This window comes from Paracoccus sp. NFXS7, assembly GCF_040148865.1.
GTDB lineage: Bacteria > Pseudomonadota > Alphaproteobacteria > Rhodobacterales > Rhodobacteraceae > Paracoccus > Paracoccus marcusii.
The window spans coordinates 109,804-134,447 of record NZ_JAKEKV010000008.1 but is presented as its reverse complement, the minus strand read 5'-3'; the positions used below and the strand labels follow the sequence as shown (position 1 = coordinate 134,447).

Genomic DNA, 24,644 nt, shown 5'->3' with positions numbered 1-24,644 from the left:
ATCGCGGGGCCGTATCCTGTCGATGAAACGGGCGGTCGTGACTCGACGTTCCGTTGACATAAGTTCAGTCGCGCGCGGCCCTGTCCCACAGCCGGCGCACGACCAGCGCCGAGACCAGGCCCAGAACCGCACCGGCCGCGACATCGCCCGGATAGTGCTTGCCCCGCGGCACCTGGATTCCCGCGATCATCGCCGCGACCCCCAGGGCGGGCCCGGCCATGTGCGGCAGATCGCGCGCGACGACGACGGCCACCGCCACCGCGCCCGCCGTGTGCCCCGAAGGAAAGGACGTCTCGTGCCCGCCCCGGCTTTCGCCGGGCTCGCAGCGATAGTCCTGCCGCTTGATCATCTCGACCGGGCGGGTGCGGCGAAAGCGGTTCTTGATCACCCGCTTGACCGAATTGGCCAGGACATGCGCCGCCATCATCCGCAGGCCGGTGCGCGCGACATGATCCTGCCCGGACAACGCGCCGCCCAGGATCACGCCGCCGCAAACCAGGGAGAGGGGCACCTGGTCGGCCACCTCGCTCAGCGTGCCGACGGCCTTGACGACCGGATGGTGGCGGTGGCGCGCGGCTTGGGCGGCGGCCTCCTTGTCGGCCTGTTCCAGCGGGCCCGCATCATCGGCGCCGGGGGTGCGGATCGTGGTGTTCATCGGGAAAAACTCTCGTCTGTTCGGGACCGGCCCACCCTTGGGCCGGTCGGCAGCGCAACGGCGCGTGACGCGCCCGGTTCCGGTATCATATGATGCGTGCGGCAGGACGGATGGCCGTCGGCGGGCATCCGCCCGCAGCGACGGAACCGGGGCCTTCGTGCCGTGTTGACCAGCGCCCCCGTGCAGGGGGCATGTCGGGGGACCATCATGACACTGAACACTTCGGGGCCGCGTCAGGCCCCGCACGACCTGCTGGGGCCGGATGCCAATGCCGCAGTCGCCGCGCCCGAGGGTGGGGTCGACATCGTGCGCATGGCCGCGTGGCTGGTCGTGGGCACGGTCATCATCGGCCTGCTGTATTACGGACAGGAGGTGCTGATCCCGTTGGCGATCGCCTTCCTGATCAGCTTTGCCCTGGGACCGCTGGTCAAGGTTCTGGTCCGCCGCGGCATTCCGCAGGTGGCGGCGGTGTCGGTGGTCATGCTGACGGTCATTGCGATGCTGCTGGGGTTGGGCCTGCTGATCACGTCGCAGGTCAGCGTGCTCAGCGCCGAACTGCCCGCCTATCAGTCCACGATCCGCGCCAAGATCCAGGGGCTGGGCCAGCAGATGGAGGGGCCGGGCCTGTTCGACGGCGTGTTCCAGACCATCGCCACCGTCCAGGAACAGCTGGCCACCGCCCTGCAGGACGCCCCCGGCGCCGTGGCCGACCCGCTGGCCGTGACGGTCGTGGGCGACGGCCCGTCCCCCTTTGCCACCGCCAGCGCCTGGCTGGCCCCCGCCCTGGCGCCGCTGGCGACCCTGGGCATCGTGGTCGTCTTCGTGTTCCTTGTCCTTCTGGACCGGGGCGATCTGCGCGACCGTCTGATCCGCCTGCTGGGCGGCAACCTGCACCGCTCGACCGACGCGCTGGAGGAGGCGGGCAAGCGGATCTCCAAGTACCTGCTGATGCAGCTGGTGGTGAACGTCACATATGGCATTCCGATGGCGCTTGGCCTGTGGGCCATCGGGGTCCCGGGCTGGATCCTGTGGGGCACGCTGGCTGCGATCATGCGGTTCATTCCCTATGTCGGGCCGATGCTGTCGGCGATCTTTCCGCTGGCCCTGGCCTTCGCCGTCGATCCTGGATGGCAGATGGTGCTGATGGCGCTGGCGCTGATCGTGTTCCTGGAACTGGTCAGCAACAACATCGTCGAGCCGATGCTGTACGGCACCTCGACCGGCCTGTCGGCGCTGTCGCTGATCGCGGCCGCGACCTTCTGGACGGCGCTGTGGGGGCCGCTTGGCCTGATCCTGTCGACGCCCCTGACGGTCTGCCTGCTGGTCGTGGGCCGCAACCTGCCGCAGCTGGCCTTCTTCGACACGCTGCTGGGATCGACCCCGGCGCTGGACCTGCCCACGCGCATCTATCAGCGCCTGATCGCAAACGATCCCGACGAGGCCTACGAGATCGCGTCCGACGCCATCCGCACGACCGGGATCGCCGCGTTCTACAACACGACGGGGATGGAGGTCCTGCGCCAGGCCAGCGACGATTACCACGCCAATGCGCGGGTCGAGCATCGGCTGCGCGTGGTCGACGGCATGGACCAGCTGCTGGAAGACCTGCGCGAGGATCACCCGGCCACCCCCGCCGGCACCCCGCGCGTCGCCTGCATCGGCGGCAAGTGGCAGGTCGATGCCATTTCGGCCGAGATGCTGGTCCACGCGCTGGCGCTGGCCGACATTTCCGCCGTTCAGCGCGCGACCGGCACGGTCACCGCGCGCTATGTTGACGGTCTGGACCTGGAGGGGATCGACACCGTCTGCATCGGCTATTTCAGCCGCGATCCGGACGCGGCCGTGCGCGGTTTCGTCCGGCGTCTGCGCCGTCGCTGGCCCGACCTTCGGATCGTCCTGGCCCTGTGGAACGCCCCCGAGGATCAGGCGGGCCCCGACCGGGCCGAGGCGCTTGGCGTCGATCAGATCGTGCTGTCCATGGACGAGGCCGTCCAGTGGCTGACCCCGGCCCACGCAGACCGCGCCGCGATGCAGGCCCCCCCGCCCCCCGCGGACGAGGCCGCGCGCCTGGACGCCCTTGCCCAGACCGCGGTCCTGGACGGCCGCGCGCGCGAGGATCTGGACGATCTGGCGAAACGTGCGGCGGATGTGTTCGATGTCAGCCTGGCCTTCATCTCCGCGATCGATGCCGATGCGGAATACATCGTCGGGCAAAGCGCGGACCTGCCCGGCCGCCGCACGGAGACCGAGCCGCGCATGAACTGGATGCCGCGGGCCGAGGCGATGTGCAATCACGTCATCGCCGCCGACGACACGCTGGTCGTGCCCGACACCGACCGCGATGTGCGGTTTTCGGACAACCCGGCGGTGCGCCAGTGGCAGGGGCGGTTCTATGTCGGAACGCCGCTGCGCACGGCTGACGGCCACGTGCTGGGCGCCCTGTGCCTGATGGACCGCGAACCGCGCCAGATCGAGGATGCGGAACTGGACCTGCTGGACAAGATCGCCGCCGATGTCGTGGCGGTGATGACCGACCAGGATGCCGTTCCGACCGAACCGCGGCGCGAGGAACCGCCCGCCCCCCGCGGCGTCCTAGGTCAGCGCATCCCGGACTGAAGCGCCGGTTCGACCCCGCGCGCCGCCAGCGACGGCGGCAGTTCGATGGGCAGAAAATCGACCGGTGGCGCGGGATCGTGCCGCCGGTCGATCGCCTCGACATACAACGCCTGCAGCGTGTCGATCATGCGGTCCAACCCAAAGTGGCCGGCCACATGCCGGCGCGGCACGTCGCGAGGGATCTGCATCGCCTCGATCAGCGCGCGGTCCAGCCCGGCTCCATCGGGGGCGGCGAACCGCCCGGCCGGGCCCAGCACCTCATGGACCGCGCCCATCGCGACGGCGGCCACGGGCGTTCCGCAGGCCATCGCCTCGATCGCGGTCAGGCCGAAGGGCTCGTCCCATTGCGGCGTGAACAGCAGGGCCGATGCACGACCGTATTCCGCGGCCAGATCCGGTCCCGCCAAGTGCCCGCCAAAACGGATGTCCCCCGACAGTTGCGGACGGACCTGCGCGTCAAAGTAATCGCCATCCTCGATGCTGCCAAAGATCGTCAGGGCGACGCCCGCGCGACGTGCGGCGGTGATCGCCAGATGGGGTGCCTTGTTCGGCGTGATGCGTCCCGCCCAGACCGCCTGCCCGTTACCCCGCGGCGAATAGGGCCACTGCGCCAGATCGATGCCGTTCGGCAGCACCCGCGCCGATGCGGGCGGACCTTCGGGGAAATAGGCCGCCAGATGCCTGCGCGAACATCCTGTCGTCATATGCCACGGGGCCACGCTGTCGCGCACGGCCCGGCGCAGCGCGTCAAAGGGCGGCACGTGCAGCGAGGTGACCATCGGCACGCGCACCGCCCGCGCAAAGCGCGGTGGAAACCGATGAAGCGTGTTATTGTGGATGATGTCGAAATCCATGTCCGCCAGCGTGGCCAGGCTGGCTGCATGGTGACTGTCCAGATGAGCATTCAGCGGTTCGGTGCCGTGATATTGGTGCCACGGAAAATCAAGGTCGTAATGCTGCGCCATCAGTGGCAGCAACGGCACGTCCACCCGGCTGTCGCCCGCCGCGACCAAGGTCGCCTCATGCCCCCGCGCCCGCAGGGCGTGGACAAGGTGGTGGGCATGACCCTCCATCCCGCCCATGAACGGGGCCGCGATGGGGTGACGGCAATGTGCCATCACCGCGATCCGCAACGCGCGGCCGGTCATTCGGCGGCGGGCATCAACAGGGCGCTTTGTTCGCGGGCGACCCGTTCGGTCGTCATGCGGTCGTCTTCGGCCAGCTGATGCAGGTGGTCGATGACACGGCGGGAATTGGCATAGGGCATGTGCCCCTGCTGTTCGCACAGGGCGAATTCCGTCGGGCCGGGTTCGCGCAGCAGCTGTAACCCCTCGGGTGCGTTGCGGATCAGGCCCATCAGCTGGAACGCGTACAGCCAATGTTCCATCGTGCGGTGACCCCATTTGCGGGCAAAGACCTCGGTGTTGCGCAGGACAGAGTGCAGGTGATGAACCGGGGGCATGCAATGCGGATGGTACTGATGATAGACGCGGCCCCCCGCGATCCACCAGATCGGGGCGCCGCCGTCCGACCAAGCGCGGCCAAAATCGGTATCCTCGCCGCCATATCCGGAAAAGCTTTCGTCGAAACGCGGGCCGTCCAGCCAATCCTGGCGCCACATCGCAAAGTTCAGCGACCAGAAGCACCGGTAGTCGGCACAGGCCGCCACCCCGGAGGCCGGGGGGCCCTGGCGGTCGGAATGCTTGACGGCGATGTCGGCGAAGCGGTCGAAATCCAGCCCCCCGTCGGTGCCGCCTTGGGGCAGGTACATCACCTCGCCCATGAACAGGCCGCGACGGTCCGCCATGCGGTCCAGATAGCCGCTGATGAAATCGGGCGCCGGGATGCAGTCGACATCGACAAAGACCAGCATGTCGCCCGTCGCCGCGTCGGCCACCGCATTGCGGGCCGCCGACAGCGGCAGTTCGGGCGCCGTCACGCGGATCTGGCGGATGGGAAAGTCGGTCCGCGGCAGGTCGGTATAGTCGGCGTCCTGCATCACGCCGATGATCAGTTCCGACGGCTTGTGATGCTGGGCCTGAAAGCCCGCGACGACATTGCGCAAATGGGCCTCACGGCCCGCAGCGATGGTCAGGGCGGAAACGTGGATCATGCAGGGGCTCCTTCGGGGGTGCGTGTCGGGGGGGCGGCGGACCACAGGTCGCGCGCCAGGGTTTCCAGCCATCGGGCCGTGTCGGCCGCGGGATCGGCGGTGACGAGGCGCGCCTGTGCAGAGGGGTCGTGAGCGTCCATCGCCCGTGCGACTGCAGCGCGCCAGGCGTGTGCGCTGGACGGCAGATGCGGCAGGTGCAGCGCGACGCCCGCGCGGGCCAGGGCTTCGGCCTTCAGGCGCTGTTCGTCGAAATAGCGCCATTCCGGCACCACGATCCACGGCCGCCCGGCGGCCAGAACCTGCGCGCAGGTGGTGTTGCCCGTTGACGAGATCACCAGATCCGCCGCCGCCACATGGGTCGCCGGGTCGTCGACCCAGCCCCGGTGGGTCAGGTTGCCGCCCTGCGTCGCATGCCAGTCGGGCTGGGTTGCGCCGATGGTCATCCAGTGCCAATCGGGAAAGGCCCGCGCGGCCACGCCCATTGGCGCCTGTGCAAAACCGGTGCCGCCCGCACCCGACACCAACAGCGCTACGGGGCGGTCGGGGTCCAGCCCCAAGGCCCGCCGGGCCGCCGCCCGGTCCGGAGGCGTGATCGCGGGAATGCCCAGGCCGGGGGCATAATGGATGCGGTCTGCAAGTGGCTGCCAATCCGGCTGCGCCAAGGCGGCAGAGAACGGCGCCAGAAGGCCCACAGCCCCCGCATAGGCGGCTTGGTGTCCCTGGTCGCCGCGGTCGCCATGCTGCAGGATCTTCACATGGGGGACCGAACAGATGCGCGACAGCTGTGCGATCTCGGCGCTGACATCGCAGATCATCAGCGCGGGATCATCGCTGGCAAACCAGCCAGCGATCCGGCCCATCGCCTGACGGATGCCCGGCCAGCCCAGAGGCGCGCAGTGCAGCGTGTCGGGTGTCGGAACGTGGTCCATGTCGCATTCGGCGCCGGTCCGTTCGAACAGCGACGGGATGGTGACGATGCGCGCCCGTGCCGTCAGCGGCGGAAAGATGTCGTCCCGGGCGCAGAAAATCGTGACCGGCCGATCGGTGGGAAGCGCATTGACGATGGCCGCGCAGCGTTCCGCGTGGCCCCGTCCCTGGTGGTGGACGAAATAGCCGAAGGGCCGCTTTGCCGTGTCGTCGGGGACCAGGTCACGCATGCTGCGCCTGCCGTGCCAACCCAAGCTGCGCCAGACCGTCGATGACCCCGGCGGCGTGGTGATAGCGGCTTTGATAGATGCCCCGACCGCGCAGATGGGCCAGTTCGGCATAGGCATTCGATGGCAGGATCGACGCCCCGCTGGCCGCCAGCATGTCTGCATCGTTGCCGCTGTCTCCCGCAGCGATGCAGTGGCGCAGGTCAAGGCCCCGGCGCGTGGCCTCGAATCGCAGGGCGGCGGCCTTGCCGGCCGCCTGCGGCAGCACGTCGATGAACTCGCCGTGCGAGGCGATGACGCGTGCTGCCAACCCGGCGCGCGCCAGATCGCGTTCGATCCCCGCGGCCTGCGCGGCGGTACCCAGCAGCGACAGCTTCCACCGCCGCTGTTCATAGCCTGCCTGCAAAACGGGGGTGCGGGCCTGCAGCACGGCCCGCACCGCATCGCGGTCCCAGTCCGCATCCAGCAGCGCGGCATAGTCGGTGCAGGGGTGCAGGCGGTCGCCCGCGCCCCACCGCCAGATCTCGGACCCGACCGAGGTGATGAACAGGTCGGGCCGCGGCAGGGCCCAATCGGCCAGCACCCGGCGCGCCTGCGACACGGACCGCCCGGTGGCGACGGCGAACAGCAACCCTTCGTCGCGCTGCGCGTGCCAATCGACGAACCGTGCGGCGGCCACAGGGCAGCCGGTCAGCGTGCCGTCGATGTCGCTGGCCAAGATGCGGCGCACCGCGCGACGCGGCAGGGGGGCGGCGCGCTGCAGGTTTCGGCAGATCGCCACCGACCGTCGCGCCCAGTCCCGCCAGTCAAAGGCCTCCAGCGCGCGGGCCTGCGCGCGGATCGCGCCCTGCGGGTCGTCCATCATGCGCAGGCAGGCCGCGGCGACCTGCCCCGCGTCGCCGGGATCGACCAGCGCGCCGTGGCCCAGCTGTGCCACGATGTCCACGGGGCCGCCGTTCCGGGTCGCAACCACAGGAACGCCAGCCTGCGCCGCCTCGACCAGGGTCAATCCAAAGGGTTCGTGCAGCGCCGGGTTCACGAAGACGCCTCCCTGCGCTGCCCGCGCGTACAGCGCCCGCAGCTGACCCGCATCATGGCGCGGCGGCAGGGCGACCTTGCCCCATAGGCCATGGCGGTCGATCCGGTCGAACAGTCCGCGCAGCACCTGCGCCTGTTCGGCGGGCCCGCCATCGATGCCGTCGCGCAGCCCGGCCAGGATCACCAGGTTGGCGCGGTCCTGCAGCTCGGGCGATGCGGCGTAGGCATCGACCAGCCCGGCCAGGTTCTTCTTAGCCACAGGACGGGCCACCGCCAGAACGATGGGACGATCCGGCCTGCGCAGGAACGGCGCCAGCAGCGCATCGGCCGCCGCGGTGCCCGCATACGGCAGCAGCGTCACGCCGGGAGACACGCAATGGCTGCGCCCCTCGGCCGCCTTGCCATAGGGGCGCAGCTGGCGCTCGGCCTCGTCGCGCGAGGACACGATGATCGCGGCGGCGCCCTCGACGGCCGACCGCTCGGCCGCGATCCGGTCGCGCAGATCGGGACGGCTGGCGGCGGCAGGGTCCTTTTGCAGGGCCAGCGAATGGGGGGTATAGATCCAGGGAATGCCGAACCGTTTCTGCGCCGTCCGGGCCAGGCGCGCGGCGTCGGCGAAATGCGCGTGAATCACGTCGGGCTTCTGCGACATCCCGCCAAGCATCCCGCAGAATGCCTCGGCCAGGGCGGGCAGCTCCGCCTCCAAGGCCTCCTTGGCCAGATAGGCGCGATTGGCAGTCGACAGGCGCAGGATGCGGCAGCCGGGCGTGACCTCCTCCACCGCCTGCGCGTGGATGGGATCCATGCCGTCGAACGCACGGGTGACGATGTCGACCGATGCCACCTGCGGCAGCGCCGCCTGTGCCATGGCAGCACCCAGGACATAGGCGATGTGGCCGCCGGTATCCTCGGTCACGCCATAGCGCACGGGGGCAGCCTTCAGGCAGCCGCCCAAGGCAAGGTGAAGAATGTGCATGATTGCACCTTTCGGCAAACTGACTGCAGACCGTGCAATGCGGCCGTTGCACAGCGAACAACGTCACGCCGCCGCGGGTTCACCGGAAAGCGACCAAGTAAAGAAAGATGAACTCTCCCCTCCCCGGTGGTGCCTTGCCGATGGGCAGCATGTCGGTACGAAAAAAGCACCGTGGCGCTGTAACGCGCGCCCCACCCGCCGCGATCTGATCTGCATGAAGGCGGGCTGACGCGCCTTCGACATCAGAACGGAGATGATCATGACCGCATTCACGACCCGCCTTTCGCTTGGCGCCTCGCTGGCCTGCGCGCTTGGTGCGATGGCCGCCACCCCCGTCATGGCGCAGGAGATGGAGAAATGCTTCGGCGTCGCCTTGGCCGGGCAGAACGACTGCGCCGCGGGGCCGGGCACGACCTGCGCGGGCACCTCGACGGTCGACTATCAGGGGAACGCCTGGACGCTGGTCCCCGCCGGCACCTGCACCACGATGGAGCTGCCCGCGCAGGCCGACGGCACCGCCCGCATGGGCATGCTGGAGGAACAGATGCGCGACCTGCCCGCCTGATCCGACACGGACCGCGCGGGGATCGTCCCGCGCGGCCATTCCCAAAGGGTGATGCCATGTCCCGCCTTCCCGCCACCCCCGGCGTCGGTTTCAAGCCCCAGCATTTCGCGGCGATCCGCCAGGATGCCCGCCCCGTCGGCTTCTTCGAGGTCCATGCCGAGAATTATCTGGGCGCGGGCGGCCTGCCCCACGCGCAGCTGACCGCGCTGCGTGCCGATTTCCCGCTGTCGCTGCACGGCGTGGGCCTGTCGATCGGCAGCCCGCATGGGCTGGACCGGGATCACCTGGCGCGGCTGCGCGCGCTGTGCGACCGGTATCAGCCGGACAGCTTTTCCGAACACCTGGCATGGTCCAGCCACGGGGCCGAATACCTGAACGACCTGCTGCCCCTGCCCTATACGCCCCAGACCCTTGCGCTGATCATCGATCATGTCGATCAGGTCCAGACCGCGCTGGCGCGTCCCATCCTGCTGGAGAACCCCGCCACCTACCTGCTGTTCCAGCAATCCGAGATCCCCGAAACCCAGTTCCTGCAGGCCATCGCCCAGGCCACCGGCTGCGGGCTGCTGCTGGACGTCAACAACCTCTATGTCTCGGCGGTGAACCATCGGCGCGATCCCTGGGCATGGCTGGACGCCTTTCCTCTGGACCTGGTGCAGGAGATCCACCTGGGCGGCCATGCGACCGAGGACCTGCCCTCGGGCCCGCTGCTGATCGACGATCACGGCAGTGCCGTCGCCGACCCGGTCTGGGCGCTTTATGCAGAGGCCATCGCGCGCCAGGGCCCGCTGGCGACGCTGGTCGAATGGGACAACGACCTGCCCGACTGGCCCATCCTCGCGGCCGAGGCTGCGCGGGCGGACGCCATCCTGCGGCATGCGGGGCTGGCCCATGCCGTCTGAACACGCCCGTTTCATCACGGCCTTCGACGTCGCGCTGCGCGGCGGGCCGCTGCCCCCCGGCGTGACCGGCCCCGAGGCCGAGCGCCGTTTCGCCGTCTATCGCAACAATGTGGCGGTAGGCCTGTCCGCCGCGCTGGCACAGCGTTTTCCCGTCATCCGCCGGCTGGTTGGGGCCGACTATTTCGCCGCGCTGGCCGCAAGCTTCGTCGCGACCGACCGCCCCCGGTCGCCGGCGATGGCCGAATGGGGCGCGGGGTTCGCGGCCTTTCTGGCCGATTTCCCGCCGCTGGCCGCCTGGCCCTGGATGGCCGACGTCGCGCGGATCGAACATGCTCGTGGGCTGGCCTTTCACGCGGCCGACGCCGTCCCGGTCCGCCCGGACCGCCTGACCCGCGCAGACCCGGCCTTGCTGAGGCTGGGCCTGCACCCGTCGGTCATCGTGCTGCCGCTGCACCATGCGGGCGTCGCGGTCTGGGCGATGAACCAGCCCGGCGCCACCCCCGGCCCTGTCCCCGCGGGACCCCAGATCGCGCTGATCCTGCGCGATCCGTCCTGGGGCGTTCCGGTCACCGCGATCAGCCCCGCCGACGCCGCGATGATCGCGGCCCTGCCTGCGGGAACGCTGACGCAGGCCGCCCGGGCCGCCCGGGCGGTGCAGGCCGACCACGACCCCCAACCGCTGCTGCTGCACCTGATGCGGTCCGGCAGCCTGACCGACCAGGAGACCGTGCCATGACCCCCATCCTGACCGACCTTGCCGGGCTGGCCCTGCGCGTGTTTCCGGCGGCGGTCTTCTGGCAGTCGGGCCGCACCAAGGTCGACGGCCTGTCCATCAAGGACAGCACCTGGTTCCTGTTCGAACACGAATACGCCCTGCCCGTGATCCCGTCGGACTGGGCAGCGGTGGCCGCGACCCTGGCCGAACACCTGCTGCCGGTGCTGCTGATCCTGGGGCTGATGACGCGGCTGTCGGCGCTGGCGCTTCTGGCGATGACGGCGACGATCCAGATCTTCGTCTATCCCTCGGCGTGGATGACGCATGGGCTGTGGGCCGCCGCCTTCCTGGCGCTGATCGCGCATGGGCCGGGGCGGTGGTCGCTGGACCACGTCCTGCAGACCCGCCGGGTGCCGGCGTGATCGCCGTTCCCGCCATCGTGCCTTGCGGGGTGGGCATCCCTGCGGCTAGCCTGAGGACAGGCGCGCGGAGGCGGGGCATGCAGCAGGATGGCACCGAATGGGCGGCACTTCTGGCGGCGGCGCAGGCCGGCGACAGCCGCGCCATGGCCCGGTTCCTGACCCAGGTCACGCCGCTGATCCGCGCCGTGGTGCGGGCCCGCGGGCGCAGCCTGCCCCGCGACCTGCACGAGGATGTCGTCCAAGAGGTGCTGCTGGCCATCCACCTGAAACGCGACAGCTGGCAGCCGGACACACCTCTGCGTCCCTGGCTGTACGCGGTCACCCGCTACAAGGTGATCGACGCGTTCCGCAGGCGGGGCAGCCGCGTCCACCTGCCCATCCACGACTTTGCCGAGATCATGGCCGACAGCCGCACCGACGACCCCACCGCCGCCCGCGACCTGGGGGTGCTGCTGGCGCGCATCGACGCGCGGTCCGCGGGCATCGTCCGCGCCATGGGCATCGAGGGGGACAGTGCCGACGACGTCGCTGCCCGCCTTGGCATGACCGACAGCGCAGTCCGGGTCGCCCTGCACCGCGCCATGAAGAAGCTGTCCGCCATCGGACTGGGAACACGCGAATGACACAACCCTCCTCGACCGAGGCGCTGATTGCGCGACTGGCGGCCGAACCCCTGCCCTCGACCCGGTTCTCTCCGGCGCGGATGATCGCCACGATGGCCGGGACGGCGCTGCTGGGCCTTGCGCTGCAGATGGCGCTGTCCGGGCCGCGCCCCGATCTGGCCGCATCGCTGGCCGCGCCGGTAACCCTGGCCAAGCCGCTGCTGCCGCTGATGGTGCTGATGCTGGCCTGGCCCATGGCGGTGCGGCTGGCACGGCCCGGCGCGCGTATCGGGCTGTGGCCCCTGGCGGTGCCCGCGGCCTTGGCGCTGGCCCTGGCGGTCTGGGCACTGGTCGCGACGCCCGTCGATCGGCTGGCCCATGACTGGCTGGGCCATTCGGCCGATACCTGCGTGCCCGCGGTGCTGGCCCTGTCGGCAGCACCCCTGTTTGCAGGCGTGCGGCTGATGCGTCGCGGCGCCAGCACGCATCCCGTCCTGGCCGGCGCGCTGATCGGACTTGCGGCAGGCGCCGGTGCGGCGACCGGCTATGCCCTGTCCTGCACCGAGGATTCGCCGCTGTTCTATGTGTTCTGGTACGGCGCGGCGATCGTGCTGGCATCCGTGGCCGGGGCCGTGGCGGGTCACAAGCTGCTGCGCTGGTGATCCAGGTTATCCACAATTTCCGGGGACAGTTCCGGGGGTAACCGTAGAAAATCTCGTTGTGGCAGGACCTTGACCGCTGCACCTGTCACGCCACCAAGTAGCGGCACAGTGGTACCAACCTATGTAGGCGCCCTGAGGAATCTCCGTTCGCACCCAACGCTGCGCGCCGACGTTGCCTACCAATCGCCGCGTTCATGGTCGCAAGTCCGAAGGTGAGAGTGCCGCAGCAGAATGGCCAATAACGGTTGCGCCGCGGCTTTTCATGACCATCGTCTTTGAGGGGGTGAGATCAGTGAACCCAAACATCCGATGGTTGCCTAGTGGACTGCACGGCTTCGCCGCGGGCCGTCGTGATGCCTGTTTGAACCGTTTGGCGAACCGAATGCGGCGGCCAGACACCGTCCCCGGCCTGCTGATGACGTAACACAGCGTTCCTCCGTAATTCGCATTGCGCTGCGATTGTCACTCGGCAGGCTGGCGCTTTTCGCACGCCTCCTGCGCGACCTCTGACGCAAATTAATCGCTTGGCCGCCGGGGATCGACGCCAGGGTTGGTCGGACGATGTCAGTAGGGCATATTCATCCGCGCGGCCGTGGGAGATCATCCAGCACAGGAAGCCTGCATGCCGAACATTTAGGGTCAACGTCTTGGTTAACGTGACCGCGCGGGGACAAGTCGTAACGACGCCACGCCCTATCCGTGGGGAGAGGCCCATCGCACCTGATTCCCGGACGTCAGGCCTTCCAGACAGGCAGGTCGGCGGATTTGCCTCATAATAAGGTTGCATTTTAACCGAACGCTTAAACTTCGGGCAGTCGACGTCATTGATGGAGCACGGGCAAACCATTGCACTGTAATGGTTCGCATTTCTGACCCACCGAACAAAGGCGCGGGGACAGGTATCCGCTTTGCAGCCGCTGAATCACAGTCTATCACGCGTTATCGCGCTTGCGTGACTGCAGATTTGTGACAGCATGAACCAATAACGGATTGGTTCGCTTCATGGACATGCCTGATCTTCCCTTTGCCGATGACGGCCCTGCCAAGGGTCAGGGAAACATGACCTCTGCCTATGCGCTGGAACAGCTGCGCGCTTGGGTGGACGATCCGGGTCATCCGAACGGCACCCGCCTGCCGACCGAACGGCAGCTGTCCGAGCAGATGGGCATCGGCCGCCGCGCGATCCGCCGCGCGCTGGAGGTGCTGGAGGCCGAGGGCCGCATCACCCGCCGCCAGGGCGCCGGAACCTTCGTCGGTGGTCAGATCGACAGCGCCGCCCCCGCAACCGATTTCTTCGAGATCATGGAGGTGCGCCTGCGCCTGGAGCCGCAACTGGCGGCCCTTGCCGCGCTGCGCGCCAAGCCGGTCCAGATCGCCCGCATGCACGAATTGTCGGACCGCATCGCGCAATGCGTCGACGCCGACGAGGGAGAGCTGTGGGACGGCACCCTGCACCGCCAGATCGCCGAGGCCGCCGGCAACGCGCTGTTCCTGTCGCTGTTCGACGTGGTCAACCGCATCCGCCAGGACCCCGCCTGGCAGGCGGTGCGAGAACGCGCGCGGGGTGGCCTGGCCGGTCACGCGCTGCCCGTGGCCCAGCACCGCGCCATCGTCGACGCCATCGCCGCCCGCGACCCGCAGGCGGCCGCCGAACAGATGCGTCTGCATCTGCTGATGCTTCAGGAAAAGCTGATCCGCCTTGGATCGGCCGACCTGCCCGCAACCGATACCGGAAGGCCGGACCAACCGGCCCATGCTTGACCCCCATCAGGAAGGACATCCCATGACCCGCCATCTGCTGACCGCCACCGCGCTTGCCGCGCTGCTGACCGCCCTGCCCGCCGCTGCACAGGAGATGCGCATCGGCCTGGGCGACGACGCGGACATCCTGGACCCCGACCAGTCGCGCACCTTCGTGGGCCGCATCGTCTATGCGGGCCTGTGCGACAAGCTGGTCGACCTGGACGCCGACGCGCAGATCATCCCGATGCTGGCGACGGACTGGACCTATTCCGACGACGGGCTGCAGCTGGTGATGAACCTGCGCGACGACGTGGTGTTCCACGACGGAACGGCGTTCGATGCCGATGCGGTGGTGGCCAACATCACCCGGTCGATGACCCTGCCGGAATCGCGGCGCAAGTCCGAGCTGTCTTCGGTCGCCTCGGTCGAGGCGACGGGGCCGCTGCAGGTGACCTTCACGCTGACCGCGCCGGACGCGTCGCTGATCGCGCAGCTGTCGGACCGGGCGGGAATGATGATCTCTCCGACCGCGGCCAAGGCGGCAGGCGCCGATTTCGGCCAGAACCCGGTCTGTTCGGGTCCTTTCAAGTTCGTCGAACGCATCCAGCAGGACCGCATCGTGCTGGAGAAGTTCGAGGATTACTATGACGCGGACCGCATCAAGATCGAACGCGTGACCTATCGCCCGATTCCAGACACCACCGTGCGCCTGGCCAACCTGCAGTCTGGAGAGCTGGACATGGTCGAACGGATCGCCGCCACAGACGTGGGCACCGTCAACCAGACCGACGGGCTGAGCCTGCAGGAGGTCGTGGGCCTGGGCTACATGGCGATCTATGCCAACATCGGCAACGGCGACCGCGCCCTGACCCCGATGGGAGAGGACGCGCGCGTCCGCCAGGCCTTCTCGCTGGCCATCGACCGCGAGGCGCTGAACCAGGTCGTGTTCGACGGCACGGCGCGCGCGGGCAACCAGCCCTTCCCGCCGACCTCGCAATGGTACAACCAGGATCTGCCCGTCCCCGCCCGCGACGTCGAGGCCGCCAAGGCCCTGCTGGCCGAGGCCGGACAGGAGCGCGTCGCGGTCGAGATCCAGCATGCCAACAACCCCGTCGTCACCCAGATGATGCAGGTCGTCCAGGCGATGGTGGCCGAGGCGGGCTTTGACGTCACCCTGCGCGCGACCGAATTCGCGACGCTTCTGTCGGAGCAGACGGCGGGCAACTTCCAGCTGTCGCGGTCGGACTGGTCGGGGCGTCCCGACCCGGACGGCAACCTGCACCAGTTCGTCACCTGCGAGGGCGGGATCAACGACCCGAAATACTGCAACCCCGAGGTCGACCGCCTGTTGAACGAGGCGCGCGCCGTCACCGACCCCGCCGCCCGCAAGGCGCTGTACGACGAGGCCGGCGTGATCCTGAACCAGGACCTGCCGGTGATCTATCTGGGCCACCAGACCTACATCTTTGCGCTGGACGACAAGGTCCAAGGCTTCAAGGCGCTGCCCGACGGGATGATCCGCCTGCAGGACGTCACCCTGGCCGAGTGACCATGACCGGGGGCGCGCCAGCCGCGCCCCCGCACCAATGGTGAAAGGACCCCCATGCTGATCTATATCGCCAAGCGGCTGATGGTCGCCCTGCCGACGCTGCTGATCGTGTCGATGCTGGTCTTCGGGCTGCAGATGCTGCTGCCCGGCGATCCCGTCCTGGCCATGGCCGGAGAGGAGCGCGACCCCGAGACCCTGGCCCGCATCCGCGAACAGCTGCACCTGGACGACCCCGTGCCGGTCCAGTACCTGCGCTGGCTGGGGGGCGTGGTGACGGGCGATCTGGGCACCTCGCTGCGGACCGGGGAACCCGTGTCGCAGCTGATCGTGCAGAAGCTGCCCGTGACCATCCAACTGGCGGTAATGTCGATGATCTTCGCGATGCTGATCGGCATTCCCGCAGGCATCATCGCGGCGGTGCGCAAGGGCAGCGTGACCGACTGGCTGGCCAATTTCGTGGCGTTGTCGGGTCTGTCCATCCCGAACTTCTGGCTGGGGATCATGCTGATCCTGCTGGTGTCGGTGAACCTGGGCTGGCTGCCGGCATCGGGATATGAATCGATCTTCGTCGATCCGGTCCGCTCGCTGCAGACGATGATCATGCCGGCCTTCGTGCTGGGTACGGGGCTGGCCGCGACGCTGATGCGCCACACCCGGTCATCCATGCTGGGCGTGCTGTCGGCGGACTATATCCGCACGGCGCGGGCCAAGGGCCTGACCGGTCGCCAGGTGGTGCTGAAGCACAGCTTCAGGAACGCGCTTTTGCCGGTCATCACGCTGACCGCGCTGCTGTTCGGCGAATTGCTGGCGGGCGCGGTGCTGACCGAACAGATCTTCACCATTCCGGGTTTCGGCAAGTTGATCGTCGATGCGGTGTTCAACCGCGACTATGCCGTGGTGCAGGGGGTCGTGCTGTGCACCGCCGTCGGTTTCCTGCTGATGAACCTGGTCGCGGACGTGCTGTCCGTGATGCTGAACCCCCGGATGAGGGCCGCCCTATGACCGCCATCGACATGCCCGCCCCCCGCGCCAAAAGCCGATTCTGGCGCAAGTTCCGGCGCAACCGCGCGGCCCTGGTCGGCGGCATCATCGTGGCCTTCTTCGTCCTTCTGGCCTTGGCCGCGCCGATCCTGCCCATCGCCGACCCGCTGGCCACCAGCTGGACTGCGATCCGGCTGCCGCCCTCGGCCGAATACTGGCTGGGCTCGGACGAGATCGGCCGCGACATCCTGTCCCGGATGATCTGGGGCGCGCAGGCGTCGCTGATGGCGGGGGTGATCTCTGTGGCGATCGCCGTCGTCACCGGCGTGCCCATCGGGCTGATCGCGGGCTATTTCGGCGGCTGGACCGACACGATCATCTCTCGCTTCACCGATGCGCTGTTGGCGATGCCCTTCCTGATCATGGCGATCGCCCTGGCCGCATTTTTGGGGCCAAGCCTGACCAACGCGATGATCGCCATCGGCCTGTCGGCCATGCCGATTTTCATCCGCCTGACCCGCGCCCAGGTCATGTCCGTCAAGACCGAGGATTACGTCGAGGGCGCCCGCGCCATCGGCCTGGGTCACATGGCGATCATGGGCCGCTACATCCTGCCGAACATTGTGCCGCCGATCATCGTGCAGGCCACGCTAACCATCGCCACCGCCATCATCGCCGAGGCGTCGCTGTCCTTCCTGGGCCTGGGCCAGCAGGCCCCCGCGCCAAGCTGGGGGTCGATGCTGAACGTGGCCAAGAACTTCCTGACGCAGGCGCCCTGGATGGCCTGGTGGCCGGGGGCCGCGATCTTTCTGGTCGTGATCGGCTTCAACCTGATCGGCGACGGGCTGCGCGATGCGCTGGACCCGCGCGAACACTGACATTGCAAGGAGTCGTCATGACCCAATTCACCACCCGCCCCGAGATCACCGGCACGTTCGGCGTCGTCACCTCGACCCATTGGATCGCGACCGCCGTGGGCATGGCGATCCTGGAAAAGGGCGGCAATGCGTTCGACGCCGCCGTCGCGACGGGCTTTGTCCTCCAGATCGTCGAGCCGCATCTGAACGGCCCGGCGGGTGATCTGCCCGCGATCATCCATTCGGCCAAGACCGGAAAGACCCAGGTGATCTGCGCCCAGGGCCCCGCCCCGGCCGGTGCCACCATCGAGCATTACCGCGCCGAGGGGATCGACCTGATCCCCGGCAACGGTCTGCTGGCCACCGTCATCCCCGGCGCCTTCGACGGCTGGATGCTGATGCTGCAGGACCACGGCACGATGAGCGTGGCCGAGGTTTTGGCCCCCGCCATCCACTATGCCCGCCACGGCCATCCGATGCTGCCCCGCGTGGCGGACAGCATCGCCGGCCTGGCCGATTTCTTCGCCGCCGAATGGCCCACATCGCACGCGACCTGGCTGCCCGGCGGGCAGGCCCCGCAGGCGGGCGCGCTGTTCAGGAACGAGGTGCTGGCGGACACCTACAGCCGCATCGTCGAAGCCTCCGAGGGCGCGCCCACGCGCGAGGCGGGGGTGCAGGCCGCCCGCGACGCCTTCTATCGCGGCTTCGTGGCCGAGGCGATCGACCGCTTCTGCCGCACGACCGAGGTGATGGACGGCAGCGGCGCGAAACATCGCGGCGTCCTCAGCGCCGACGACATGGCCGGCTATGCCGCCACGACCGAGGAGCCGACCTGGGCCGACTATCACGGCTGGTCCATCGCCAAGACCGGACCCTGGGGCCAGGGGCCGGTGCTGCTGCAGGGGCTGAAGATCCTGGAGGGCATCGACATCGCCGCGATGGACCCGAACGGTCCCGATTTCGTCCATACCGTCATCGAGACGATGAAGCTCTCCTATGCCGACCGCGAGGTCTATTACGGCGACCCCCTGATGCACGACGTGCCGATGGAGGCGCTGCTGTCGGACGCCTATGCAGCAGACCGCCGCGCGCTGATCGGGGACACCGCGTCGCTGGACCTGCGCCCCGGCACCGTGCCGGGGTTCGAGGATCAGCGCGCCCGCACCCTGTCGCTGCTGGACGGCCTGGGCAAGGGCGCGGTCTATGAGCCGACCATGGCGCATCTGTCGGAAAAGCGCGGCGATACCGTGCATATCGACGTGATCGACCGGTGGGGGAACATGGTGTCCACCACGCCCTCGGGCGGCTGGCTGCAATCGTCGCCAATCATCCCGGAGCTGGGCTTCTGCCTGAACAGCCGCGCGCAGATGTTCTGGCTGCAGCCGGGCCTGCCCACGTCGCTGGAACCGGGACGGCGGCCGCGCACCACGCTGACGCCCTCGCTGGCGCTGCGCGACGGGGTGCCGCATCTGTCCTTCGGCACGCCCGGCGGCGATCAGCAGGACCAGTGGCAGCTGGTCTTCTTCCTGCGCCATGTTCATTTCGAGCCGAACCTGCAGGCGGCCATCGACGCGCCGCTGTTCCATTCGACGCATTTCCCGGCCTCGTTCCACCCGCGCACCGCGGCACCGGGCGGCATGCTGATCGAGGATCGCGTGGGCCAGGCCACCATCGACGAGCTGCGCCGTCGCGGCCATGACGTGACCGTCACCGGCCCCTGGGACATCGGCCGCCTGACCGCGGCCAGCCGCGATGCGCAGGGCCTTTTGCGCGCGGCCGCGACGCCGCGGCTGATGCAGGCCTATGCGGCGGGGCGGTAGGATGACGGATCCCATCCTCAGCCTGCGCGGCCTGTCGGTCTCCTTCCCCACCGACGACGGGATGAAGGAGGTCGTGCGCAACATCAGCTTCGACGTGGCACCCGGAGAGACCGTGGCCATTGTCGGCGAAAGCGGATCGGGCAAAAGCGTCACGTCGCTGGCGATCATGGGCCTGCTGGACAAGCGCGCGCGCGTCACCGGACAGGTCCTGCTGGGCGGGCGCGACCTGACGCGCCTCTCTGAACAGGAGATGCGCCGGGTTCGCGGCAACGACATCGCGATGATCTTTCAGGAACCGATGTCCTCGCTGAACCCGGTCTTTCCGGTGGGCGACCAGATCGCGGAATTGCTGATCCGCCATGGCCAGGTGCCCCGCGACCAGGTCGGGGCCGAGGTGCTGCGCCTGATGGACCGCGTGCGCATCCCCAATGCGGCGGCGCGCATCAGGGACTATCCGCACCAGTTTTCCGGCGGCATGCGCCAGCGGGTGATGATCGCGATGGCCCTGGCCGCGCGCCCGCGCCTGCTGATCGCCGATGAGCCGACGACGGCGCTGGACGTGACCATCCAGGGCCAGATCCTGGACCTGATCAAGGAGATCCAGGAGGAGCAGGGCATGGCCGTCCTGTTCATCACCCATGACATGGGCGTGGTCGCCGAGATCGCCGACCGCACCGTGGTCATGTTCCGCGGCGATCACGTCGAGACCGGCACCACCGCGGGCCTGTTCCAGGATGCGGGCCACCCCTATACCCGCGCGCTGCTGGCCGCGGTGCCGCGGCTTGGGCAGATGGCGGGCCAGCCCTGGCCGCTGCGCTTTCCCAAGGTCGACATGGCCAGCGGCGCGATCGCGGCCCAGCCCGCGGTGGTCGACACCGTGGACCGCAGCGCGACCCCGGTCCTGGCGGTCAGGAACCTGGTGACGCGCTTTGCCGCGGGGTCGGACCTTCTGGGCCGCCCGACGGGCAAGGTCCACGCGGTCGAAAATCTGAGCTTTGATCTGTGGCAGGGAGAGACGCTGTCGCTGGTGGGCGAATCCGGCTGTGGGAAATCGACGACGGGGCGGTCGATCCTGCGGCTGGTCCAGCCGGAATCGGGTCAGGTGACGCTGGACGGGTTCGATGTGCTGAAGGCCGGCCCGGCCGATCTGCGCCGGATGCGTCGGTCGGGGCAGATGATCTTTCAGGATCCGTTCTCCAGCCTGAACCCGCGCATGACGGTGGGCCAGACCGTGGCCGAACCGATCCTGGCGCACAAGCTGGCCGGCCGGGCCGAGGCGCGCGACCGCGCCGCCGAACTGCTGGCCCAGGTCGGCCTGGACGGGTCCATGCTTGACCGCTATCCGCATGAATTCAGCGGCGGGCAGCGTCAGCGCGTGGCGATCGCGCGCGTGCTGGGCCTGAACCCCAAGGTGATCGTGGCCGATGAAAGCGTGTCCGCGCTGGACGTGTCGATCAAGGCGCAGGTCTGCAACCTGCTGATGGACCTGCAGGAGCGTCTGAGCATCGCCTATCTGTTCATCAGCCACGACATGGCGGTGGTCGAACGCGTCAGCCACCGCGTCGCGGTGATGTATCTGGGCGAGATCGTCGAGATCGGTCCGCGCGAGGCGATCTTTGCCGACCCGCAGCATCCCTACACGAAGAAGCTGATCGCGGCCGTGCCGGTCCCGGACCCCGCGCGCCGGGGCCTGCGCCGCGCCATGCAGGTCGATGAGCTGAAAAGCCCCGTCCGCCCGATGGGGTTCGAACCGCCCAAGCGCGACTGGCGTCAGGTGGCGGATCGCCATTTCGTGATGGTCTAGGGCGCCAGCCACTGTCCGCGCCAGCCCGTCTCGCGCGTGTATCGCGCGCGGCGGTGCTGCGGGCCCAGATGCACCGCGTCGATGGCCATCACCGTCAGGCGCAGCACCGCGAAGCAGGCGGCGTCCGGGCGTTTCGCATAGGCCAGCGCATCATCGATGGGCGTGCCGGGCGGCGGCTGAGAGCCATAGCTCTGTCGCGACGGGTCGGGCACGCGCGCCCAGTCCTGCGCGACCGCCGCGCCCGTCAGGATCATGGCCCGGGCTTCGATCCGCGTCTGCAGATGCGTGCCAGCGTCCCAGACATGCAGTGCCGCCATCGGGTTGACGCGCAGATCGCCCACCTTCGCGGACAGAAGGTCGGTGTGAACCTCCAGCACGGCTTCGTCGGGGTCGGCCCCGCGCAGCACGACCGTGCGCGCCTGCGGCATGCCGCCCGGCGTGACGGTGGCCAGCACCGGGTGGCGGGCGGGCGCATGGCGGTCGGCCACGCCGCGTTGCAATCGCAGCCAGACCTGGTCGTGCAGGCTGTCCAGCCCCACGGCCCAGGGATGCGGATCGCTCATTCGAAGACCGAGCGCGGGAAATAGAACGACACGACCCAGTTCGGCATGTCGACGATCTCCGAGATCCGCAGATCGCCGCAGGTGGACACCAGCATGTAGGCCTCGACCGCGGGCATGCCGTGGCGCGCGCACAGCAGATCGACCATCTGTTCGACCGCCTGCCGCGCGCCGGTCATCAGGTCGGGGCCGATGCCGGTCGTGACCTCGTACCCCTTGGCGTCCAGGTGCGGCGTCACCGGTCCTGGCGTGGTGAACCGCGGCATCGCCAGGTTCGCGTCCTTGACCAAGTCGAGCGTCAGCGTGACGTCCATCGGGCTCTCGATGGCGGTGCCGCAGACCTCTCCGTCGCCCTGCGCGGCATGGGTGTCGCCCACCGAGAACAGCGCGCCCGCCACCTCGACCGGCAGATACAGCTCGGCCCCGCGCGACAGGTCGCGGATGTCCAGATTGCCGCCTGTGCGCCGCGGCGGGACGATGGAATGGGTACCCGGCTCTGCCAGGGCCACGCCGATGGTGCCGGCAAAAGGCTTCAGCCCGACCCGGCCGTGACTGCCCCACAGCGCCGGCGCCAGCGTCGTCGCATCATAGCGCCACAGCGTCAGGGCGGGGTCGGGGAACTGGTCCGCCAGCAGACCGAACCCCGGAATGTTCGCGGTCCAGCCCCAACCCTGCCCGTCCTGCGCCTGCGGGGCGAAATCGACCAGCGTGATCTTCAGCGCGTCGCCGGGTTCGGCCCCGTCGACATGGATCGGCCCGTTGACCGGGTTGATGCGCCCGAAATCCAGCGTGGCGATGTCGTCCGCGGTGCTGGACAGGTTCAGCTGCCCGCCCGACGCCTCCATGCAGGCAAAGCGGATCGTCGATCCCGGCGCCACGGTCTGGACCGGGGCGATCGCGTTGTCCCAGCCCAGGTGATGCTGCGCCGCATGGATGGTATAGTTGCACTGTCTGCACATCGTCTGGTCCCCCGTGTCGGTCTACCGCCACTGTCGGCGTAATTCGCACGACGTGCAATTCCCTGCCGGCGTCAACGATCCGTTCATGTGTCGCCGCTATGTCTTGTCGGATCATACCGGGAAGGCCGCTGCATGACCTTTGGAATCTCACGTAAACTGACCCTGCTGACCGGGGTTGCCGTCGCGCTCAGCATCCTTGCGATGTCGCTGCAGCTGTCCTCGCTGCATCACCTTCTGTGGAAGGACCGCAAGGAGCTGATCGCGACCCAGGTCGAAAGCACGGTCAGCATACTGACCCATTTCGCAGCCCAGGCCCAGTCCGGCGCGATGACCCTGGACGAGGCCCAGCACCGCGCCAAGGAGGCCGCCCGCGCCATCCGCTATGGCGACGACGACTATGTCTTCATCTACGACCCACAGGGTCTGCGGGTCATGCACCCCGATACCGAACGCGAGGGCACGAATGCGTGGGAGGCCACCGATGCCAACGGCAAGCTGCACATCCGCGAGATGATCGTGACCGCGCGCGAGGGGGGCGGCTTTACCGAGTATTTCGTCGCGCGCCTGTCGGGGGGCGATCCGCTGCCCAAGCTGTCCTATTCCGCGCTGTTCGCGCCTTGGGGCTGGACGGTCGGCGCGGGTCTTTACGTGGACGACATCACTGCCGACTTCATGGCCGAGATGCGGCGCAGCGGGCTGTGGTCGGGGCTGCTGCTTCTGGCGCTGATCGCCTGCGCCATCCCGCTGTCGCGCAGCATCAGCAAGCCCATCAAGGCGCTGACCGCGATGATGGGGCGCCTGGCCCAGGGCCAGACCGACGACACCGTCCCCGGCGCCGCCCGCAGGGACGAGATCGGCGCCATGGCCCGCGCGGTCGAGACGTTCCGCGCCGCCACCATCGACCGCGACCGCCTGGCGCGCGACGCCGATGCCGTGAACGCGCGGCAGGCCGAAATGGTCGAACAGACCAACCTGCGCGCCGCCCAGCTGCAGCATTTCGTGGGGGCGATCAGCACCGGCTTCGACCGGCTCAGCCGAGGCGATCTGACGGTGCGCATCACCGACCCGGTCGCGCCCGAGTTCGATGCAGTCAAGGATCAGTTCAACACCTCACTCGGTCAGCTGGACGAGGCCCTGGGGCTGGTGGTCGACGGTGTGGCCGTCATCCGCGGCGGCCTGGCCGAGATCAGCGCCGCCGCCCACGACCTGGCGCACCGCACCGAACAGCAGGCCGCCAACCTTGAGGAGACCGTGGCCGCCCTGAACGAGGTGTCGCGCGGCGTCGATCAGGCGGCCGAGGGCGTGTCCACCGCCCAGACCAGCGCCGAGACCGCGCAGCGCAACGCGCAAGGCGGCGGAGAGATCGTCCAGAAGGCCGTGGGTGCCGTGGGCGAGATCGAAGAATCGACCCGCCAGATCGGCACCATCATCACCGTCATCGACGAGATCGCGTTCCAGACCAACCTGCTGGCGTTGAACGCGGGCATCGAGGCCGCCCGCGCCGGAGAGGCCGGGCGCGGTTTTGCGGTCGTCGCCCACGAGGTCCGCGCCCTGGCCCACAAGACCGCCGAGGCCGCGCATCAGATCAAGGACCTGATCGGCGCCTCGACCGTCCATGTCCGCGAGGGGGCGGGCCTGGTGCGCAGTTCGGGCGCATCGCTGGTCACGATCGTCGAGGAGGTGTCGGCGGTGCGCACGATCATCACCATGATCGCCTCCAGCGCGCGCGAACAGTCGCAAAGCCTGCGCGCGCTGTCGGCAGGGGCCGACCAGATGGACAAGGTCACCCAGCAGAACGCCGCCATGGTCGAGGAGACGACCGCCGCCGCCCGCGCGCTGGAGGAACAGACCGATCAGCTGGCAAGCAAGGCGCGCCAGTTCCGCACCACGCCTCAGCAGGCCCTGCGTCCCGCAGCCGTCGAACCCCGGCGCGCCGCGGGCTGGTAGGGCA

General features: G+C 68.8%; 21 protein-coding genes. 14 read left to right on the top strand and 7 right to left on the bottom strand.

Translation table 11 applies throughout. The features are described 5' to 3' along the window. Positions 1-64 precede the first annotated feature (64 nt). The gene (locus tag LZ686_RS14165) at positions 65-655 is read right to left on the bottom strand and encodes a phosphatase PAP2 family protein (RefSeq protein ID WP_349548210.1); all 591 of its coding nucleotides are present in this window, start codon (positions 653-655) and stop codon (positions 65-67) included. Positions 656-862: 207 nt separating this feature from the next. Here LZ686_RS14165 and LZ686_RS14160 point away from each other — a divergent pair, with 207 nt between their 5' ends. Continuing rightward, on the top strand, positions 863-3,271 hold the full coding sequence (locus tag LZ686_RS14160; RefSeq protein ID WP_349548209.1) for an AI-2E family transporter: 2,409 nt from the start codon (positions 863-865) through the stop codon (positions 3,269-3,271). Here LZ686_RS14160 and LZ686_RS14155 read toward each other — a convergent pair. Genes LZ686_RS14155 through LZ686_RS14140 form a run of 4 tightly spaced genes read right to left on the bottom strand, consistent with a single transcriptional unit; the run spans position 3,253 to position 8,552 of the window. Further along, positions 3,253-4,389 carry a glycosyltransferase gene (locus LZ686_RS14155; RefSeq protein WP_349548208.1) on the bottom strand — a complete coding sequence of 379 codons (1,137 nt, stop codon included), beginning with the start codon at positions 4,387-4,389 and terminating at the stop codon, positions 3,253-3,255. The genes LZ686_RS14160 and LZ686_RS14155 overlap by 19 nt on opposite strands. A gap of 26 nt (positions 4,390-4,415) precedes the next feature. Further along, positions 4,416-5,384, bottom strand: coding sequence for a glycosyltransferase family 2 protein (locus LZ686_RS14150; RefSeq protein ID WP_349548207.1), 969 nt, complete (start codon positions 5,382-5,384; stop codon positions 4,416-4,418). Continuing rightward, the gene (locus tag LZ686_RS14145; RefSeq protein WP_349548206.1) at positions 5,381-6,541 is read right to left on the bottom strand and encodes a glycosyltransferase; all 1,161 of its coding nucleotides are present in this window, start codon (positions 6,539-6,541) and stop codon (positions 5,381-5,383) included. The genes LZ686_RS14150 and LZ686_RS14145 overlap by 4 nt, the downstream gene beginning before the upstream one ends. Beyond that, positions 6,534-8,552, bottom strand: a complete 2,019-nt coding sequence (locus LZ686_RS14140; RefSeq protein ID WP_349548205.1) for an HAD-IIB family hydrolase — start codon at positions 8,550-8,552, stop codon at positions 6,534-6,536. The genes LZ686_RS14145 and LZ686_RS14140 overlap by 8 nt, the downstream gene beginning before the upstream one ends. Positions 8,553-8,811: 259 nt before the next feature. On the opposite strand from LZ686_RS14140, the gene LZ686_RS14135 reads away from it, so the two are divergent. From LZ686_RS14135 to LZ686_RS14080, 12 genes are all read left to right on the top strand, one after another. Then, positions 8,812-9,117: a BufA1 family periplasmic bufferin-type metallophore gene (locus LZ686_RS14135; RefSeq protein ID WP_045983248.1), complete on the top strand. Its 306-nt coding sequence runs from the start codon at positions 8,812-8,814 to the stop codon at positions 9,115-9,117. Between the two features lie 56 nt (positions 9,118-9,173). Further along, on the top strand, positions 9,174-10,019 hold the full coding sequence (gene bufB / locus LZ686_RS14130; RefSeq protein WP_349548204.1) for an MNIO family bufferin maturase: 846 nt from the start codon (positions 9,174-9,176) through the stop codon (positions 10,017-10,019). Continuing rightward, positions 10,009-10,755: an HvfC/BufC N-terminal domain-containing protein gene (locus LZ686_RS14125; protein ID WP_349548203.1), complete on the top strand. Its 747-nt coding sequence runs from the start codon at positions 10,009-10,011 to the stop codon at positions 10,753-10,755. The genes bufB and LZ686_RS14125 overlap by 11 nt, the downstream gene beginning before the upstream one ends. Beyond that, positions 10,752-11,156, top strand: a complete 405-nt coding sequence (locus LZ686_RS14120) for a DoxX family protein (protein WP_282028766.1) — start codon at positions 10,752-10,754, stop codon at positions 11,154-11,156. Before LZ686_RS14125 ends, LZ686_RS14120 begins: the two co-directional genes overlap by 4 nt. A gap of 77 nt (positions 11,157-11,233) precedes the next feature. Further along, on the top strand, positions 11,234-11,779 hold the full coding sequence (locus LZ686_RS14115; protein WP_045999738.1) for a sigma-70 family RNA polymerase sigma factor: 546 nt from the start codon (positions 11,234-11,236) through the stop codon (positions 11,777-11,779). Beyond that, positions 11,776-12,420 carry an NrsF family protein gene (locus LZ686_RS14110; RefSeq protein ID WP_139598084.1) on the top strand — a complete coding sequence of 215 codons (645 nt, stop codon included), beginning with the start codon at positions 11,776-11,778 and terminating at the stop codon, positions 12,418-12,420. The genes LZ686_RS14115 and LZ686_RS14110 overlap by 4 nt, the downstream gene beginning before the upstream one ends. Before the next feature lie 1,008 nt (positions 12,421-13,428). Beyond that, positions 13,429-14,181 (top strand): FadR/GntR family transcriptional regulator, encoded by a 753-nt coding sequence (locus LZ686_RS14105; RefSeq protein ID WP_349548202.1) that lies wholly within the window; start codon positions 13,429-13,431, stop codon positions 14,179-14,181. A gap of 22 nt (positions 14,182-14,203) precedes the next feature. Next, entirely contained in the window at positions 14,204-15,712 is a 1,509-nt protein-coding gene (locus LZ686_RS14100) for an ABC transporter substrate-binding protein (RefSeq protein ID WP_349548201.1), read from the top strand. Between the two features lie 54 nt (positions 15,713-15,766). Next, positions 15,767-16,714, top strand: coding sequence for an ABC transporter permease (locus tag LZ686_RS14095; RefSeq protein WP_045999735.1), 948 nt, complete (start codon positions 15,767-15,769; stop codon positions 16,712-16,714). Then, complete coding sequence (locus tag LZ686_RS14090; RefSeq protein ID WP_045999734.1) at positions 16,711-17,571, top strand: ABC transporter permease; 861 nt, start codon at positions 16,711-16,713, stop codon at positions 17,569-17,571. Before LZ686_RS14095 ends, LZ686_RS14090 begins: the two co-directional genes overlap by 4 nt. A gap of 17 nt (positions 17,572-17,588) precedes the next feature. Further along, the gene (locus tag LZ686_RS14085) at positions 17,589-19,370 is read left to right on the top strand and encodes a gamma-glutamyltransferase family protein (protein WP_349548200.1); all 1,782 of its coding nucleotides are present in this window, start codon (positions 17,589-17,591) and stop codon (positions 19,368-19,370) included. 1 nt (position 19,371) lies between these two features. Next, positions 19,372-21,174 (top strand): ABC transporter ATP-binding protein, encoded by a 1,803-nt coding sequence (locus LZ686_RS14080; protein WP_349548199.1) that lies wholly within the window; start codon positions 19,372-19,374, stop codon positions 21,172-21,174. Here LZ686_RS14080 and LZ686_RS14075 read toward each other — a convergent pair. Further along, positions 21,171-21,737: a pyridoxamine 5'-phosphate oxidase family protein gene (locus LZ686_RS14075; RefSeq protein ID WP_349548198.1), complete on the bottom strand. Its 567-nt coding sequence runs from the start codon at positions 21,735-21,737 to the stop codon at positions 21,171-21,173. The genes LZ686_RS14080 and LZ686_RS14075 overlap by 4 nt on opposite strands. Further along, a complete protein-coding gene (locus tag LZ686_RS14070) occupies positions 21,734-22,693 on the bottom strand; it encodes an acetamidase/formamidase family protein (RefSeq protein ID WP_349548197.1) in 960 nt (319 codons plus the stop codon). The genes LZ686_RS14075 and LZ686_RS14070 overlap by 4 nt, the downstream gene beginning before the upstream one ends. Positions 22,694-22,825: 132 nt before the next feature. Here LZ686_RS14070 and LZ686_RS14065 point away from each other — a divergent pair, with 132 nt between their 5' ends. Further along, entirely contained in the window at positions 22,826-24,640 is a 1,815-nt protein-coding gene (locus tag LZ686_RS14065) for a methyl-accepting chemotaxis protein (protein ID WP_349548196.1), read from the top strand. Positions 24,641-24,644: the final 4 nt, after the last annotated feature.

Coding starts and splice junctions, on each gene's coding strand:
- LZ686_RS14160 (WP_349548209.1), top strand. CDS start 863: ATGACACTGAACACTTCGGGGCCGCGTCAGGCCCCGCACGACCTGCTG.
- LZ686_RS14155 (WP_349548208.1), bottom strand. CDS start 4,389: ATGGCACATTGCCGTCACCCCATCGCGGCCCCGTTCATGGGCGGGATG.
- LZ686_RS14165 (WP_349548210.1), bottom strand. CDS start 655: ATGAACACCACGATCCGCACCCCCGGCGCCGATGATGCGGGCCCGCTG.
- LZ686_RS14080 (WP_349548199.1), top strand. CDS start 19,372: ATGACGGATCCCATCCTCAGCCTGCGCGGCCTGTCGGTCTCCTTCCCC.
- LZ686_RS14150 (WP_349548207.1), bottom strand. CDS start 5,384: ATGATCCACGTTTCCGCCCTGACCATCGCTGCGGGCCGTGAGGCCCAT.
- LZ686_RS14070 (WP_349548197.1), bottom strand. CDS start 22,693: ATGTGCAGACAGTGCAACTATACCATCCATGCGGCGCAGCATCACCTG.
- LZ686_RS14075 (WP_349548198.1), bottom strand. CDS start 21,737: ATGAGCGATCCGCATCCCTGGGCCGTGGGGCTGGACAGCCTGCACGAC.
- LZ686_RS14145 (WP_349548206.1), bottom strand. CDS start 6,541: ATGCGTGACCTGGTCCCCGACGACACGGCAAAGCGGCCCTTCGGCTAT.
- LZ686_RS14100 (WP_349548201.1), top strand. CDS start 14,204: ATGACCCGCCATCTGCTGACCGCCACCGCGCTTGCCGCGCTGCTGACC.
- LZ686_RS14110 (WP_139598084.1), top strand. CDS start 11,776: ATGACACAACCCTCCTCGACCGAGGCGCTGATTGCGCGACTGGCGGCC.
- bufB (WP_349548204.1), top strand. CDS start 9,174: ATGTCCCGCCTTCCCGCCACCCCCGGCGTCGGTTTCAAGCCCCAGCAT.
- LZ686_RS14135 (WP_045983248.1), top strand. CDS start 8,812: ATGACCGCATTCACGACCCGCCTTTCGCTTGGCGCCTCGCTGGCCTGC.
- LZ686_RS14120 (WP_282028766.1), top strand. CDS start 10,752: ATGACCCCCATCCTGACCGACCTTGCCGGGCTGGCCCTGCGCGTGTTT.
- LZ686_RS14090 (WP_045999734.1), top strand. CDS start 16,711: ATGACCGCCATCGACATGCCCGCCCCCCGCGCCAAAAGCCGATTCTGG.
- LZ686_RS14085 (WP_349548200.1), top strand. CDS start 17,589: ATGACCCAATTCACCACCCGCCCCGAGATCACCGGCACGTTCGGCGTC.
- LZ686_RS14125 (WP_349548203.1), top strand. CDS start 10,009: ATGCCGTCTGAACACGCCCGTTTCATCACGGCCTTCGACGTCGCGCTG.
- LZ686_RS14105 (WP_349548202.1), top strand. CDS start 13,429: ATGCCTGATCTTCCCTTTGCCGATGACGGCCCTGCCAAGGGTCAGGGA.
- LZ686_RS14065 (WP_349548196.1), top strand. CDS start 22,826: ATGACCTTTGGAATCTCACGTAAACTGACCCTGCTGACCGGGGTTGCC.
- LZ686_RS14095 (WP_045999735.1), top strand. CDS start 15,767: ATGCTGATCTATATCGCCAAGCGGCTGATGGTCGCCCTGCCGACGCTG.
- LZ686_RS14115 (WP_045999738.1), top strand. CDS start 11,234: ATGCAGCAGGATGGCACCGAATGGGCGGCACTTCTGGCGGCGGCGCAG.
- LZ686_RS14140 (WP_349548205.1), bottom strand. CDS start 8,552: ATGCACATTCTTCACCTTGCCTTGGGCGGCTGCCTGAAGGCTGCCCCC.